Annotated in this window: 13 protein-coding genes; 9 read left to right on the top strand and 4 right to left on the bottom strand. The window is 72.5% G+C overall.

What is annotated here, in order from left to right; translation table 11 throughout:
- Positions 1-49 precede the first annotated feature (49 nt).
- Positions 50-577 (bottom strand): DUF1697 domain-containing protein, encoded by a 528-nt coding sequence (locus QSK37_RS24445; RefSeq protein WP_285625224.1) that lies wholly within the window; start codon positions 575-577, stop codon positions 50-52.
- A 73-nt stretch (positions 578-650) separates the two neighbouring features.
- Here QSK37_RS24445 and QSK37_RS24450 point away from each other — a divergent pair, with 73 nt between their 5' ends.
- A complete protein-coding gene (locus QSK37_RS24450) occupies positions 651-776 on the top strand; it encodes a hypothetical protein (protein ID WP_285625225.1) in 126 nt (41 codons plus the stop codon).
- Positions 777-1,039: 263 nt separating this feature from the next.
- Here the strand turns inward: QSK37_RS24450 and glmS are convergent, their stop codons facing one another.
- Positions 1,040-2,887 (bottom strand): glutamine--fructose-6-phosphate transaminase (isomerizing), encoded by a 1,848-nt coding sequence (glmS, locus tag QSK37_RS24455; protein ID WP_285625227.1) that lies wholly within the window; start codon positions 2,885-2,887, stop codon positions 1,040-1,042.
- A gap of 140 nt (positions 2,888-3,027) precedes the next feature.
- Between glmS and coaA the strand changes: the two genes are divergently transcribed.
- Positions 3,028-3,966, top strand: a complete 939-nt coding sequence (gene coaA / locus QSK37_RS24460; RefSeq protein ID WP_285625229.1) for a type I pantothenate kinase — start codon at positions 3,028-3,030, stop codon at positions 3,964-3,966.
- A 10-nt stretch (positions 3,967-3,976) separates the two neighbouring features.
- Here coaA and QSK37_RS24465 read toward each other — a convergent pair whose 3' ends face one another.
- A complete protein-coding gene (locus tag QSK37_RS24465; protein ID WP_285625233.1) occupies positions 3,977-5,362 on the bottom strand; it encodes an MFS transporter in 1,386 nt (461 codons plus the stop codon).
- A 103-nt stretch (positions 5,363-5,465) separates the two neighbouring features.
- Between QSK37_RS24465 and QSK37_RS24470 the strand changes: the two genes are divergently transcribed.
- The 6 genes from QSK37_RS24470 to tsaE all read left to right on the top strand — a co-directional run bounded on the left by QSK37_RS24470 (position 5,466) and on the right by tsaE (position 11,065).
- Positions 5,466-6,335: a helix-turn-helix transcriptional regulator gene (locus QSK37_RS24470; RefSeq protein ID WP_285625235.1), complete on the top strand. Its 870-nt coding sequence runs from the start codon at positions 5,466-5,468 to the stop codon at positions 6,333-6,335.
- A gap of 31 nt (positions 6,336-6,366) precedes the next feature.
- Positions 6,367-6,738, top strand: a complete 372-nt coding sequence (locus QSK37_RS24475; RefSeq protein ID WP_285625236.1) for a holo-ACP synthase — start codon at positions 6,367-6,369, stop codon at positions 6,736-6,738.
- A gap of 2 nt (positions 6,739-6,740) precedes the next feature.
- Positions 6,741-8,258, top strand: a complete 1,518-nt coding sequence (locus QSK37_RS24480) for an NAD(P)H-hydrate dehydratase (RefSeq protein WP_285625238.1) — start codon at positions 6,741-6,743, stop codon at positions 8,256-8,258.
- A gap of 79 nt (positions 8,259-8,337) precedes the next feature.
- Complete coding sequence (gene alr, locus QSK37_RS24485) at positions 8,338-9,471, top strand: alanine racemase (protein ID WP_285625240.1); 1,134 nt, start codon at positions 8,338-8,340, stop codon at positions 9,469-9,471.
- Positions 9,468-10,541 carry an alpha/beta fold hydrolase gene (locus tag QSK37_RS24490; RefSeq protein WP_285625241.1) on the top strand — a complete coding sequence of 358 codons (1,074 nt, stop codon included), beginning with the start codon at positions 9,468-9,470 and terminating at the stop codon, positions 10,539-10,541. Before alr ends, QSK37_RS24490 begins: the two co-directional genes overlap by 4 nt.
- A gap of 104 nt (positions 10,542-10,645) precedes the next feature.
- Positions 10,646-11,065, top strand: a complete 420-nt coding sequence (gene tsaE / locus QSK37_RS24495) for a tRNA (adenosine(37)-N6)-threonylcarbamoyltransferase complex ATPase subunit type 1 TsaE (protein ID WP_432705601.1) — start codon at positions 10,646-10,648, stop codon at positions 11,063-11,065.
- Positions 11,066-11,079: 14 nt separating this feature from the next.
- Here tsaE and QSK37_RS24500 read toward each other — a convergent pair whose 3' ends face one another.
- The gene (locus QSK37_RS24500; protein ID WP_285625246.1) at positions 11,080-11,691 is read right to left on the bottom strand and encodes a nucleotidyltransferase domain-containing protein; all 612 of its coding nucleotides are present in this window, start codon (positions 11,689-11,691) and stop codon (positions 11,080-11,082) included.
- A 159-nt stretch (positions 11,692-11,850) separates the two neighbouring features.
- Here QSK37_RS24500 and QSK37_RS24505 point away from each other — a divergent pair, with 159 nt between their 5' ends.
- Positions 11,851-12,570, top strand: coding sequence for a hypothetical protein (locus tag QSK37_RS24505; protein WP_285625249.1), 720 nt, complete (start codon positions 11,851-11,853; stop codon positions 12,568-12,570).
- The last annotated feature ends 22 nt before the right edge of the window (positions 12,571-12,592 follow it).

Here is a 12,592-nt window from a genome sequence, read left to right on the forward strand (position 1 = left end):
TCTCCCTTCACTGTCCGTTCGGGAGAGGTGTATACCCGGTGAGCGAGTTCTACACGGCGAGCGACAAAAGGTTCGTGACCGTGTTCCAGTTGCGCATCGTGGCCGGCGTCTTCAGGCGCCGCCCGAGCGCGATCGGCAGTTTCGCGCGGCCGATGCCGTTCGGCAGCCGGTAATAGAGCTCCCGCTCGCCGGCTCGCATTTCCTCGGGGGCGAATCTTCCCAGGTCAATGCCCGAAAGCCAATCCTCGGGCGGCGGTTCGAGCAGGAACAGGACGGTGGACTTCGCCGGGTCGCCCACCTCCAGCGGATTGTGCTCGACCACGCCCTGAAGCTCCTCCGCGGTCCGCAGGATCACCTCGGTGGTCAGCCCCAGCCCGGCGGCGAGACGCTCCTCGATCGCCGCCGCCACCCGCTCCGTCCGCGTCTCGCGAGCGGTGAAGATCGCGTTGCCGCTCTGCAGGTACGTCCGCACGTCGCCGTACCCGAGGCCGGTCAGCAGCTCGCGCAGGTCGGCCATGGAGATCTTCTTGTGGCTGCCGAGGTTCACCGCGCGCAGCAGCGCCACATATCGCGTCACAACGTCGCTTCCTACTCCATCGCGGCGGAATTCGCCAGGTCGCAAAAAACCCAGGTGCCGCAGGTCGGCATCTATGCGACCCTCCGAACGCCTGCGCCGCCCGCGGCGTTCGGAGGGGTTCGACGCGTTGTACGCGCTCCGGTTCGACGGCGCGGGAGGTTTCGACGTCCGGCCGTTGGCCGAGGAGGTGGAGGGATGAAGGGCAAGGACCTGGAAAACCGCATGCGGTCGTTGGAGTGGTTCCACTCCCTCGCCGTGCTGCCGGGCGCCTGGACCATCATTCGGGTGGACGGGCGAGGCTTCTCCCGCTTCACCGTGCCACGGCCGCCTTCACGCACGCCGTGGGCGAAGCCGTCCACTTCGACAGTCGCGTGTGGATGGGCGCCGCCGCGCAAGACGTCGTCGACTACTTCTCCTGGCGGCAGACCGACGCGGCGCGCTGCGCGCGGCTGACCGTCTGCTCTATTCCACGGTGACGGACTTGGCGAGGTTGCGCGGCTGGTCGACGTCGTGGCCCCGGGCGGTGGCGAGCTCGCAGGCGAACACCTGGAGCGGCACGGTCGCCACCAGCGGTTGCAGCAGGGTCGGGACGGCCGGCACGCGGATGAGCGTGTCGGCGTACGGCGCGACCGCCTCGTCGCCCTCCTCGGCGATCACGATCGTCCGGGCGCCGCGGGCGCGGATCTCCTGGATGTTGGAGACGATCTTGTCGTGCAGGACCGGGCGGGCGCGCGACGGCACGATGACCACGACCGGCAGGTCCTGCTCGATCAGGGCGATCGGGCCGTGCTTCAGCTCACCGGCGGCGAAGCCCTCCGCGTGCATGTAGGCGAGTTCCTTGAGCTTGAGCGCGCCCTCCAGCGCCACCGGGAAGCCCACGTGCCGGCCCAGGAACAGTACGCAGCGCTCACCGGCCAGCGACCGGGCCAGGTCGCGTACCGGCTCGACGGTCTCCAGGACCTGTTCGACCTTCTGCGGCATCGTGCCCAGCAGCTGGATCATGGCGAAGACCTCGTCGCCCCACTTGGTCCCGCGTACCTGCGCCAGGTAGAGCGCGATCAGGTAGACGGCGATCAGCTGGGTGAGGAACGCCTTGGTCGAGGCGACCGCGATCTCCGGCCCGGCGTGGGTGTAGAGGACGCCGTCGCACTCGCGCGGGATGGTCGAGCCGTTGACGTTGCAGATGCCGAGGACGCTGGCGCGCTGCTCGCGGGCGTGGCGCACCGCCATGAGCGTGTCCATCGTCTCGCCGGACTGGGAGATCGCGATGACCAGCGTCGAGCGTGTCAGGATCGGGTCGCGGTAGCGGAACTCGCTGGCCAGCTCGACCTCGCAGGGGAGCTGGGTCCAGTGCTCGATGGCGTACTTGGCGATCAGCCCGGCGTGGTAGGCCGTGCCGCACGCGACAATAATGATCTTGTCGATGTCGCGCAGCTCGTCGTCGGTGAGCCGCATCTCGTCGAGGCTGAGCCGGCCGTCCGCGCCGATCCGGCCGAGCAGCGTCTCGGCGACGGCGCGCGGCTGCTCGGCGATCTCCTTGAGCATGAAGTAGTCGTGGCCGCCCTTCTCCGCGGCGGACACGTCCCAGTCGACGTGGTACTCCTTCACGTCGGCCGGCTTGCCGTCGAAGCCGGTGACCGTGACGCCGGACCGCCGTAGCTCGACGACCTGGTCCTGGCCCAGCTCGATCGCGTCGCGCGTGTGCGCGATGAAGGCCGCGACGTCGCTGGCCAGGAAGTTCTCCCCGGCGCCGACGCCGACGACCAGCGGGGAGTTGCGGCGGGCGCCGACCACGAGGTCGGGCTCGCCGGAGTACACCGCGACGAGCGTGAACGCGCCTTCGAGGCGCAGGCAGACCCGGCGCATCGCGTCGGCCAGGCTCGCGCCCTTGGCCACCTCCTCCTCGAGCAGGTGGGCGACGGCCTCGGTGTCGGTGTCGGAGGACAGCTCGTGGCCCCGGCCCTCGAGTTCGAGGCGGAGCGCGGCGAAGTTCTCGATGATGCCGTTGTGCACGACGGCGACCGCGCCGGTGCAGTCGGTGTGCGGGTGGGCGTTGCGGTCGTTCGGCGGGCCGTGGGTGGCCCAGCGGGTGTGACCGATGCCCGAACGGCCGGTGTCCGAATGGTCGGCGCCCGCGAGTGCCTCACGCAGGTTGGCCAGCTTCCCGGCGCGTTTGGTCACCGTCAGCTTGCCGTCGGCGGAGACGGCCGTGCCCGCCGAGTCGTACCCCCGGTACTCCAGCCGGGAGAGGCCGTCGATGACGACGTCGAGAGCCGGCTGCGAGCCGACGTACCCCACGATTCCGCACATGCGGGCCACAGTAATGGGTCCAGGTGAACGGGTAGACCACCGCCGCGCCAACTCTCCGCTCGCCCTTGTTGCCGCGCGTGACCATCTCGTAACACAGCAAATCACCGTAATCTGCCAGGCTCCGGCTAGGGTCACAGCACATGACGAGCATCGGGGGCAATCCTCCCAGCCCGTATGTCGAGCTCGACCGTGACGCATGGCGTGCCCTGCGCGCCGGCACACCGCTCTCTCTCACTCCGGCGGACCTGGAGGAGATCCGCGGGCTCGGCGACCCCATCGACCTCGACGAGGTCGAGGACGTCTATCTGCCGCTGTCGCGGCTGCTGCGGCTGTTCGTCACGGGCGACGGGCGGCTGCGCGACACCGTCAGCGCCTTCCTCGGCGAACCGGTCGCCCCCACCCCGTACATCATCGGCATCGCCGGCAGCGTGGCCGTCGGCAAGTCGACGGTCGCCCGGCTGCTGCGCGTCCTGCTCTCCCGCGGCCCGGGAGATCCGAGGGTCGAGCTGGTCAGCACGGACGGCTTCCTCTACCCCAACGCGGTCCTCGTCGAGCGCGGCCTGATGCAGCGCAAGGGCTTCCCGGAGTCCTACGACCGGCGCGCGCTGCTGAAGTTCGTCTCGGAGGTCAAGGCGGGCGTGCCCGAGGTGTCCATGCCGGTGTACGAGGCGCTGCGGTACGACATCGTGCCGGACGCCCGGCAGGTCGTACGGCGGCCGGACATCCTCATCGTGGAGGGGCTCAACGTGCTGCAGAGCGCGCGGCCGGGCAGCCTGGCCCTGGCGGACCTGTTCGACTTCTCCATCTACGTCGACGCGCGGGTCGACGACATCCGTCAGTGGTACATCGACCGCTTCTTCGCCCTGCGCCGTACGGTCTTCACCGACGAGCGCTCCTACTTCCACCCGTACGCGCAGGTCGACGGGGACGAGGCGGCGGCGCAGGCGGAGCGCTTCTGGCGCGACATCAACGAGGTCAACCTCGTGGCCAACATCCTGCCCACCCGCGCCCGCGCCACCCTGGTCCTGAACAAGGACCGCGACCACCGCGTCCGCCGCGTACGGCTGCGGCGGATCTGACCGGGGCGGCTCAGCCCCGTCGTCGCCGGAGCAGCGGTGTCGCGCAGCACGCGCCCACCGCCGCCGTGACGGCCAGCGCCACGCACGTCACCGTCAGGGCGTGCCCGGTCGGCGGCGCGACGCTGAGGAACAGCGTGCCGAACGTCGCCACGCCCACGACCTGGCCGAGCTGGTTCGTCATCACCAGCAGGCCACTGGCGTCCGCCGCGTCCGCCACGGCCACATGGCTCAGCGCCACCGCGAGCAGCGGGCTGAACGCCGCGCCGAGGCCCAGCCCGGCCAGTCCCATCGCGACCTCGAACCCGACGCCGCCCGACTCGAACACCTCGAGCCCCAGGTAGCCCAGCCCGGCCACGACCAGCGCGGCGGGGATCATCGGGCGGTGCCACCGCGCGGGTGCGCGCCGCCAGTTGAGGCTGGCCAGCGCGAACCCGCCCGCGCCCGGGATGAAGAACAGCCCGGCCCGCAGCGGGCTGTAGCCGAGGCCGCCCTGCAGGTGCAGGGCCACGCTGAACAGGAACCCGCCGAAGGTGCCCATGCACAGGAAGATCGTCACGAGCCCCGCGCGCATGCCGGGGGCGCCGGCCACCCGGCCGGGGATCAGCGGTGCGGACGCGCGCCGCTGCGCCACCACGAACAGCGCGAACACCACGACGCTGCCGCCGAGCATCAGCCAGCCCCACAGCGGCCAGTCCTCCTCGTGCCCGAGCACGAGCGGCACCACGAACAGCAGCGTCGCCGCGGCCAGGCTGACCAGCCCCGGCAGGTCCAGGCCGCGGTCCTGCTCGCCACGGTCGCCGGGCAGCGTACGGGCGCCGGCGACCAGCAGCACGACGCCGATCGGAACGTTCACCAGGAAGACCGGGCGCCAGCCGGTGCCGAACAGGTCGGCGCTGACGAGGAGCCCGCCGACGACCTGGCCGACGACCGAGCCGCCCGCCAGTACCGCCCCGTACACGCTGAGCGCGCGGGCCCGCGCGGCGCCGGTGAAGTTGCGTTGGATGAGGCTCATGACCTGCGGCACCATCAGCGCCGCACCCACCCCTTGGACGAAGCGGAAGCCGATGAGCATGCCGGTGCCGCCGGCCAGGCCGCAGGCCAGCGACGCGGCGGTGAAGACCGTGAGGCCCGCCTGGAAGGCGGCGCGGTGCCCGAGCCGGTCGCCGAGACGGGCGCCGGTGATGAGAAGAACGGCGTACGCGATGGTGTAGCCGGCGATGACGAGTTGCAGCCCGGCGCCGGACGCGTGCAGGTCGGTACGGATGGTCGGCGCGGCGACGTTGACGACGGAGACGTCGAGGATCGCCATGAACTGGCCGGCCAGAATGATCGTGAGCAGCCGGCCGAGCCGGACCGGCGCATGTGACGCCGGTGCGTCGAGGGTGATCTGGGCCATGCGCAGCAGCCTGCGGCCGCGCGGGTGAGAGTGCTGAGAGCCCCGTGATACTGGTGTTGCCAGCACCTGGCACGCGATCGCCGTACCAGCGAGAATCGGACAGGTGACCGCGACGATCACCGGCCGCCGCACCGAGCTCGCGGCCTTTCTGCGCAGCCGCCGCGGGCGCATCACGCCCGCCGACGTGGGCATGCCCGCCGGGCCGCGACGGCGCACGCCCGGCCTGCGCCGCGAGGAGGTCGCCCAGCTCGCCGGCGTCGGGATCACCTGGTACACCTGGCTCGAACAGGGCCGGCCGATCAACGTGAGCGTCCAGGTGCTGGAGGCGATCGCCCGCACCCTCCGCCTCGACCAGGCCGAGCGCGAGCATCTGTTCCGGATCGCGGACGTACCCCCGCCGCGCCCGCGGGACGCGCACGACCGGCTGGAGCCGCAGGTGCAGGCCGTGCTCGACGGCCTGGCCGACCTGCCCGCCGCCGTGATCAACAGCCGGTACGACGTGCTCGCCTGGAACGCCGCGTACGCCGCGATGTGGCCGAGCATCTCCGCCGCGCGTAACCACCGCAACCTGCTCTGGGCGGGATTCGTGATCCCGACCTGCTGCAGCACGTTCGTGAACCGCGACCGTGAACTCCCGCAGATGGTGGCGACGTTCCGCGCGTCGTACGGCCGTCACCTCGGGGAACCCGCCTGGACCGAGTTCGTCGAACGGCTGTCCGCCGCCAGTCCGGAGTTCGCCGAGATGTGGGCCGCGCACGATGTCGGCACACCGACGACGAGGGTCAAGGTCTTCCGGCACGCCGCCGTGGGCGAGGTGAGCCTGTCGGTGGTCAACTTCGCGGTCGTGGCCACCCCGGAGACGCGCATGGCGGTCTACACGCCGGTCGATGTCGAAAGCCGCGAGCGCGTGGACTGGCTGATCGCGCACCCGGACGCTCCGGCCGTCGACCACACGCACGCGCCCGTCCACTGACGCCGCTCACGGACATGAATAGGCTGAGGCGGTGATCGTCGGAGTGGGGATCGACGTCGTGGACATCGCGCGGTTCGCGGGGTCCCTCGAACGCACGCCCGGCCTCGCCGTCCGGCTGTTCACCGAGTCCGAGCGGGGGCTGCGTCCGCGCTCCCTCGCCGCGCGCTTCGCGGCCAAGGAGGCCCTGGCCAAGGCACTGGGCGCGCCGCGTGGGCTGAAGTGGACCGACGCCGAGGTGCGCAGGGCGCCCGACGGGCGGCCCAGCCTTCACGTCGAGGGCACCGTCGCCGCGGCGGCGGCGCGGCTCGGCGTCGACTCCTGGCACGTCTCGCTCAGCCACGACGGCGGTGTCGCCGTCGCGGTGGTGATCGCCGAGCACACCGACCGACGAGAGGGAACCTGAGCATGCGGTACGCGTACGAGGTGGAGAAGGTCCGCGCCGCCGAACGCGCCCTGATGGCCCGGCTGCCCGAGGGCGCGCTCATGCGGCGTGCCGCGGCCGGGCTCGCCTCCGTCTGCGCGGGCCTGCTGCGCAGCGGGCGGGCGGGGGTCACCGGCCCGGGCGACGGCGTGTACGGCGCGGAGGTCGTGCTGCTGGTCGGCAGCGGTGACAACGGCGGCGACGCGCTGTACGCCGGCGAACGGCTGGCCCGCCGCGGCGCGCGGGTCACCGCGATCCTGGCCGGTTCGAAGACCCACGAGGGCGGCCTGGCGGCGCTGCGTTCGGCCGGGGGACGCGCCGTCGAGGCGGGCGACGGCGACCGGCCGGTGCGCGCGATCGAGGCCGCGGACCTGATCATCGACGGAATGCTCGGCATCGGCGGCCGGGGCGGGCTCCGCGAGCCGTACGCGACTCTGGCCGGGCACGCCTCGTGCGCCATCGCCACCCTCGTGGCGTGCGACCTGCCCAGCGGCGTCGACGCCGACACCGGCGTGGTGAGCGGTGCGGCCGTCCGCGCCGACGTGACGGTGACGTTCGGGGCGTACAAGCCGGGCCTCTTCGTCGATCCCGGGGCCGGGCACGCGGGCGTGGTCGAGCTGGTCGACATCGGGCTCGGCCCGTACCTGAGCGACCCGGACGCGTGCTTGCCGCAGGCGGTCGACGTCGACCTGTGGACTCCCCAGGCGCAGCGGGAGTCCAACAAGTACCGCCGCGGTGTTCCCGGCGTGCTCGCCGGGAGCGAGACCTTCACCGGGGCCGCGGTGCTGTCGGTCGGCGGCGCCGTCCGGGGCGGCGCCGGCATGGTGCGCTTCGCCTCGGCGCGGCACGCGGTCGAGCTCGTCCGGCACCACTGGCCCGAGGCGGTGACCAGCGTGGTCGAGGACTCCCTGAGCGGCGTCGGGCGGGTCAACGCCTGGGTCGCCGGACCCGGCATGGGCACCGACGAGCGGGCTGAGACGCTGCTGGGCGAGGTGCTCGCCACCGATCTGCCGGTGCTGGTCGACGCCGACGGGCTCACCGTCCTGACCCGCCGCCGCGACCTGCTGGGGCGCAGCGCCCCGACCGTGCTCACCCCGCACGCCGGCGAGCTCGCCCGGCTGCTGGGCACCGACGCGGACCAGGTCGAGGCCCGGCGGCTCGAACACGTACGCCGGGCCGCCGAGGAACTCAACGCGACGGTGCTGCTCAAGGGCTCCACCACGGTCATCGCCGAGGCCGGCCGGCCGGTGCGCGTGAACCCGACCGGCACGCCGCGGCTCGCCACCGCGGGCACCGGCGACGTGCTGTCCGGCCTGATCGGCGCGTTCCTGGCCGGTGGGGCGGCCGCGATCGACGCCGCGGCCGCCGGCGCGTACCTCCACGGTCTCGCCGGGCGCCTCGCCGCCGCCGGTCCGGAGCCGGGCTCCGACGCGGAGGCTCCGATCAGCGCTCAGGACGTCGTCGACGCCGTTCCCGCCGCCTTCCGCACGCTCGCCGGCTGAGCTCCGGAGCCGGCCTTCGCGTGCGGCGCGCCCGTCGCCGATGGCCTGGGCAAGGGTCCGGCGCTGCCACACTTGGTGCATGAGCGTTACCACAGCGGCCCGTGTCGATCTTGGTGCGATCAGGCGCAACGTCGAGTTGCTGCGGGAAAGCGCCCCGGGTGCCGAGCTGATGGCGGTCGTCAAGGCGGACGGCTACGGTCACGGGATCATGCCGGCCGCACGCGCCGCGGTGGCGGGCGGAGCGTCCTGGCTGGGCGTCGCCACCCTGGACGAGGCGCTGACCCTGCGGCGCGCCGGTCTCGACGTGCGGGCGATGTGCTGGCTGTACGCGCCCGGCGAGCGGTTCGACGACGCCGTCGCCGAAGACGTCGACCTGTCGGCCACCTCCGTCGGGCAGGTCGAGGAGATCACCCGGGCCGCCGCCCGCGTCGGGCGGCAGGTCAGACTGCACCTGAAGACCGACACCGGGCTGGCCCGCAGCGGCGCGACCCCGGCCGACTGGCCCGCGCTGGTCGACGCCGCCCTGCGGGCCCAGGCCGAGGGCCTCGCCACGGTCGTCGGGCTCTGGTCCCACATGGCCTGCGCGGACGAGCCGGGCCACCCCTCGATCGCCGCCCAGCTCCGGGAGTTCGACGAGGCGGTCGAGCTCGCCGAGAAGGCCGGCGTACGGCCCGAGGTGCGCCACATCGCGAACTCCGCCGCCACGCTGACCCTCCCGGAGGCCCGTTACGACCTCGTACGGCCCGGCATCGCGGTCTACGGCCTGGATCCGATCCCCTCACTCGGGCCCGCGCGCCGTCTGGGCCTGCGGCCGGCGATGACACTGACCGGACGCCTGGCGCTGGCCAAACGGGTCGGGGCCGGGCAGGGCGTGTCGTACGGCCACCGGTACACCACCTCGGCGGAGACCACGCTCGGCCTGGTGCCGCTGGGGTACGCCGACGGGATCCCGCGGCACGGCACGAACCTCCTGGAGGTCTGGGCGGCGGGCCGGCGGCGGCGCGTCGCGGGCACCGTGTGCATGGACCAGTTCGTCATCGACGTCGGCGACGACGAGATCCGCGCGGGCGACGAGGTGATCCTCTTCGGGCCGGGCGACCACGGCGAACCCACCGCCCAGGACTGGGCGGACATGCTCGGCACGATCTCATATGAGATCGTCACCAGGATCGGGGCCCGGGTCCCCCGTACCTACGCTGAAGAGGCGGTATGAACAAGAAGCGAGCCGGCCTGATCGGTGCCGCGATCGGCACCGCCGGGGCCATCGGTGTCGGCGCGGTCGTCGGGGCGCGCCGCTACGCCGTCGGACGCGAACGCCTGCGTCCCGACCCCGACCGGTACGAACGGTTCGGCGAGCTGCGCGGCCGCCCCCAGACCGTCCTCGCGAGTGACGGGGTACCCCTCCACGTCGAGGTCGACGGGCCGGACGACGCCGCCCTCACGGTCGTGTTCAGCCACGGCTACTGCCTGACCCAGGACTCCTGGCACTTCCAGCGGCGCGACCTGGCCCGCCTCGACGACGTGCGGATGGTCTTCTGGGACCAGCGCAGCCACGGTCGTTCGGGGCGCAGCGACCTCACCCACGCCACCATCGACCAGTGCGGCGACGACCTGCTCGCGGTGATCGAGGCCACCACCTCGCCGGGGCGGCCGGTCGTGCTCGTCGGTCACTCCATGGGCGGCATGACGATCATGGCGCTGGCCGACCGGCACCCGGAGCTGTTCGGCTCGCGCGTCGTCGGCGTGGCCCTGGTCAACACCTCGTCGGGGCAGCTCGCCGAGCTCACGCTGGGCCTGCCGGAGCTGTTCGGCAAGGTGTTCCGGCGCGCCGTGCCCGGCGTCGTACGGGGCATCGGCAAGCGCGGCGCGCTGGTCGACAAGGGCCGCCGCATCGGCGCCGACGTGGCCTTCGTGATCACCCGCCGGATCGCGTTCGCCGACCGTGAGGTGAGCCCGTCGATCGTGGAGTTCGTGGAGGGAATGATCGGGTCCACGCCCACCGACGTGATCGCGGAGTTCTACCCGACGCTCGCCGAGCACGACAAGCTGGAGGCGCTCGGGGTGCTCCGGGACCTGCCCGCCGTGATCGTGGTCGGCGACGACGACCGGCTCACCCCGCCCGCGCACGGGCGGGCCATCGCTGCGGCGCTGCCGGACGCCGAACTGATCGAGGTGGCCGAGGGAGGCCACGTGGTGATGCTCGAACACCCCGAGGCCGTCACCGATGCCATCGCCGAACTGGTCGGCCGCGTCCGGCCCGTGGCCGAGGAGCGTTCCGCATGAGCGAACGGAGTGAGCGAACCGGTAACACGGCACCCGTGGTCACTCTTCCGGCGAAGGAGGATTCTTTGACCAGCAGCCCACTTCGTGTTCCGACCGAGGGAGAGATGCGCGACCTGGGCCGCCGGCTGGCCGCCCTGCTGCGCGCCGGCGACCTCGTGCTGCTGTCCGGTCCGCTCGGCGCGGGCAAGACGACCCTGACCCAGGGCCTGGGCGACGGCCTGCAGGTCCGGGGCCCGATCACCTCACCGACCTTCGTGATCGCGCGGGTGCATCCGTCACTGGCGGGCGGCCCGGCGCTCGTGCACGCCGACGCGTACCGGCTCGGCGGCCTGGACGAGCTGGACGACCTCGATCTCGACCTGCAGGACGCGATCACCGTGGTCGAGTGGGGCGGCGGCATCGCCGAGGGCCTGTCCGACGACCGCCTGGAGATCGTCATCGAACGCAGCGAGACGGACGAGCGCACGGTCACGCTGACCGGCGTCGGCGCCCGATGGGCGACCCTGGGCGACCAGCCGATCTGACGGGCCCGCGCCGTTCAGTACGCGAGCCGTTCCCGCCACGGGTGCGCGCCGAAGCAGTGCGCCAGGGCCTCGCTCAGCCACCGTCGCCGCGCCTCGTCGAGCAGGGGCAGGACCGCGAGGAGATCGGTCTCGTCCTTCCGCCGGGGCCGCTTGGCCTTGTAGAACAGCTGGATCTCGGGCGCGAGGTAGGGGATGCCGTCCGGACCGGCCGCCCCGATCCCGGCCAGCGGGCGCCGGACGGCGGGATCTCGCCGGGACACCCACTCCTCGCCGTCCGCCTCGTCCAGCATCACCTGGACACGCCACGGTTCGCCGGGTCCCGGACGGCACCAGATGTCGTGGACGGCCGGCGGCAGCACCTCGGAGGGCTCCCAGGGACGCAGGACCCCCGGTGGGTCGGCCGCCCAGCACTCCCAGCCGCGCAGGGCGTCGTGCAGGTGGAACTGGTCCCGGCGCAGCATCATCACGTCGATGTCACCGTGGTCGCGGACGCGACGGCCGACGGCGAGCTCGATGGCGTACCCGCCGGCGATCCACCACGGGCACGGCAGGGCGGCGAACAGCGACGCGACCCGCGCGGGCGTCGCCGGCTCCCAGCGCCCGTACGGCGCGACGATCGACTTCATCGGTACGTCTCTCCGACCCGTGGCCCAAGGCCCACCGTGACGGCCATACCAAATCGGGGACCCTCGAGCGGTCAAGATTACGATCTTGTCGTACTCTCTTCCCCTGAATCTCATCTTCCGGCAAAGCACGCGAACGGGAGATGAGGGAGGAGGGACCTGGTGAGCGGTCGTCGTCGTGCCGCCCGGCCGGCCAGACGCCGGGGCCGGCTTGTCGCCGCCGCCTGCGCGGCCGCGTTCGTCCTCGTCGTGTCCGGCGCCGTGGCCTGGGTCTCTCTCGGCGGGGACCACGCCCACCAGCCGCGCTCCCGCGACGCGGGGGCCGAGAGTTCGCCGATGAGCACCGGCCGGGGTTCCGACCGCGACGCCGTGCCCAGCGCCTGCGACACGCTCAGCAAGAGCGTCGCCGACAAACTGGCTCCCGGCGCCGACCGCAGCGCGACCCTCGCCAACCAGTCCGACGAGCACAGCGAATGCGCCTGGAGCCTGTACGGCTCCCGCACCCGCCAGCTGAGCGTCGAACTGCGCGCCCTCGCCGCCACCGGCGGCACGTCCGCCACGGACACCGCGATCCGTACCTTCTCCACCGAGTGGCAGGCCGACCGCGGCGGCAAGGATCTCTCCGACGGCGTCAAGGTACGGGACAGCCGGGGCGTGAGCGGCGTCGGTGAACAGGCGTACGTCGTGTACACGGTCGACGCCTCCGCCGCGATCGGTGAGGCCGTCGCCAACGCCCGCCTCGCCAACGTGCTGATCACCGTGCACTACTCCGGCGGAGACCACCTCAACGCCGCCGGCACGCCGCTGTCCTCCCACACCGCGAGCGACGGCGCCCTCGGCGCCGCCCGCGACATCGTGTCCAAGCTCGAGTCGCACTCGTAACTGGCAGTGGCCGGGGCGCGCT

Origin of the sequence: Actinoallomurus iriomotensis, from assembly GCF_030269445.1 — a bacterium.
GTDB classification, from domain to species: Bacteria; Actinomycetota; Actinomycetes; order Streptosporangiales; family Streptosporangiaceae; genus Actinoallomurus; species Actinoallomurus iriomotensis.

Excerpts from the sequence above, each read along its gene's own strand:
- QSK37_RS24490 (WP_285625241.1), top strand. The coding sequence starts at position 9,468 with ATGAACAAGAAGCGAGCCGGCCTGATCGGTGCCGCGATCGGCACCGCC.
- QSK37_RS24450 (WP_285625225.1), top strand. The coding sequence starts at position 651 with ATGCGACCCTCCGAACGCCTGCGCCGCCCGCGGCGTTCGGAGGGGTTC.
- QSK37_RS24480 (WP_285625238.1), top strand. The coding sequence starts at position 6,741 with ATGCGGTACGCGTACGAGGTGGAGAAGGTCCGCGCCGCCGAACGCGCC.
- QSK37_RS24465 (WP_285625233.1), bottom strand. The coding sequence starts at position 5,362 with ATGGCCCAGATCACCCTCGACGCACCGGCGTCACATGCGCCGGTCCGG.
- glmS (WP_285625227.1), bottom strand. The coding sequence starts at position 2,887 with ATGTGCGGAATCGTGGGGTACGTCGGCTCGCAGCCGGCTCTCGACGTC.
- alr (WP_285625240.1), top strand. The coding sequence starts at position 8,338 with ATGAGCGTTACCACAGCGGCCCGTGTCGATCTTGGTGCGATCAGGCGC.
- QSK37_RS24500 (WP_285625246.1), bottom strand. The coding sequence starts at position 11,691 with ATGAAGTCGATCGTCGCGCCGTACGGGCGCTGGGAGCCGGCGACGCCC.
- coaA (WP_285625229.1), top strand. The coding sequence starts at position 3,028 with ATGACGAGCATCGGGGGCAATCCTCCCAGCCCGTATGTCGAGCTCGAC.
- tsaE (WP_432705601.1), top strand. The coding sequence starts at position 10,646 with ATGCGCGACCTGGGCCGCCGGCTGGCCGCCCTGCTGCGCGCCGGCGAC.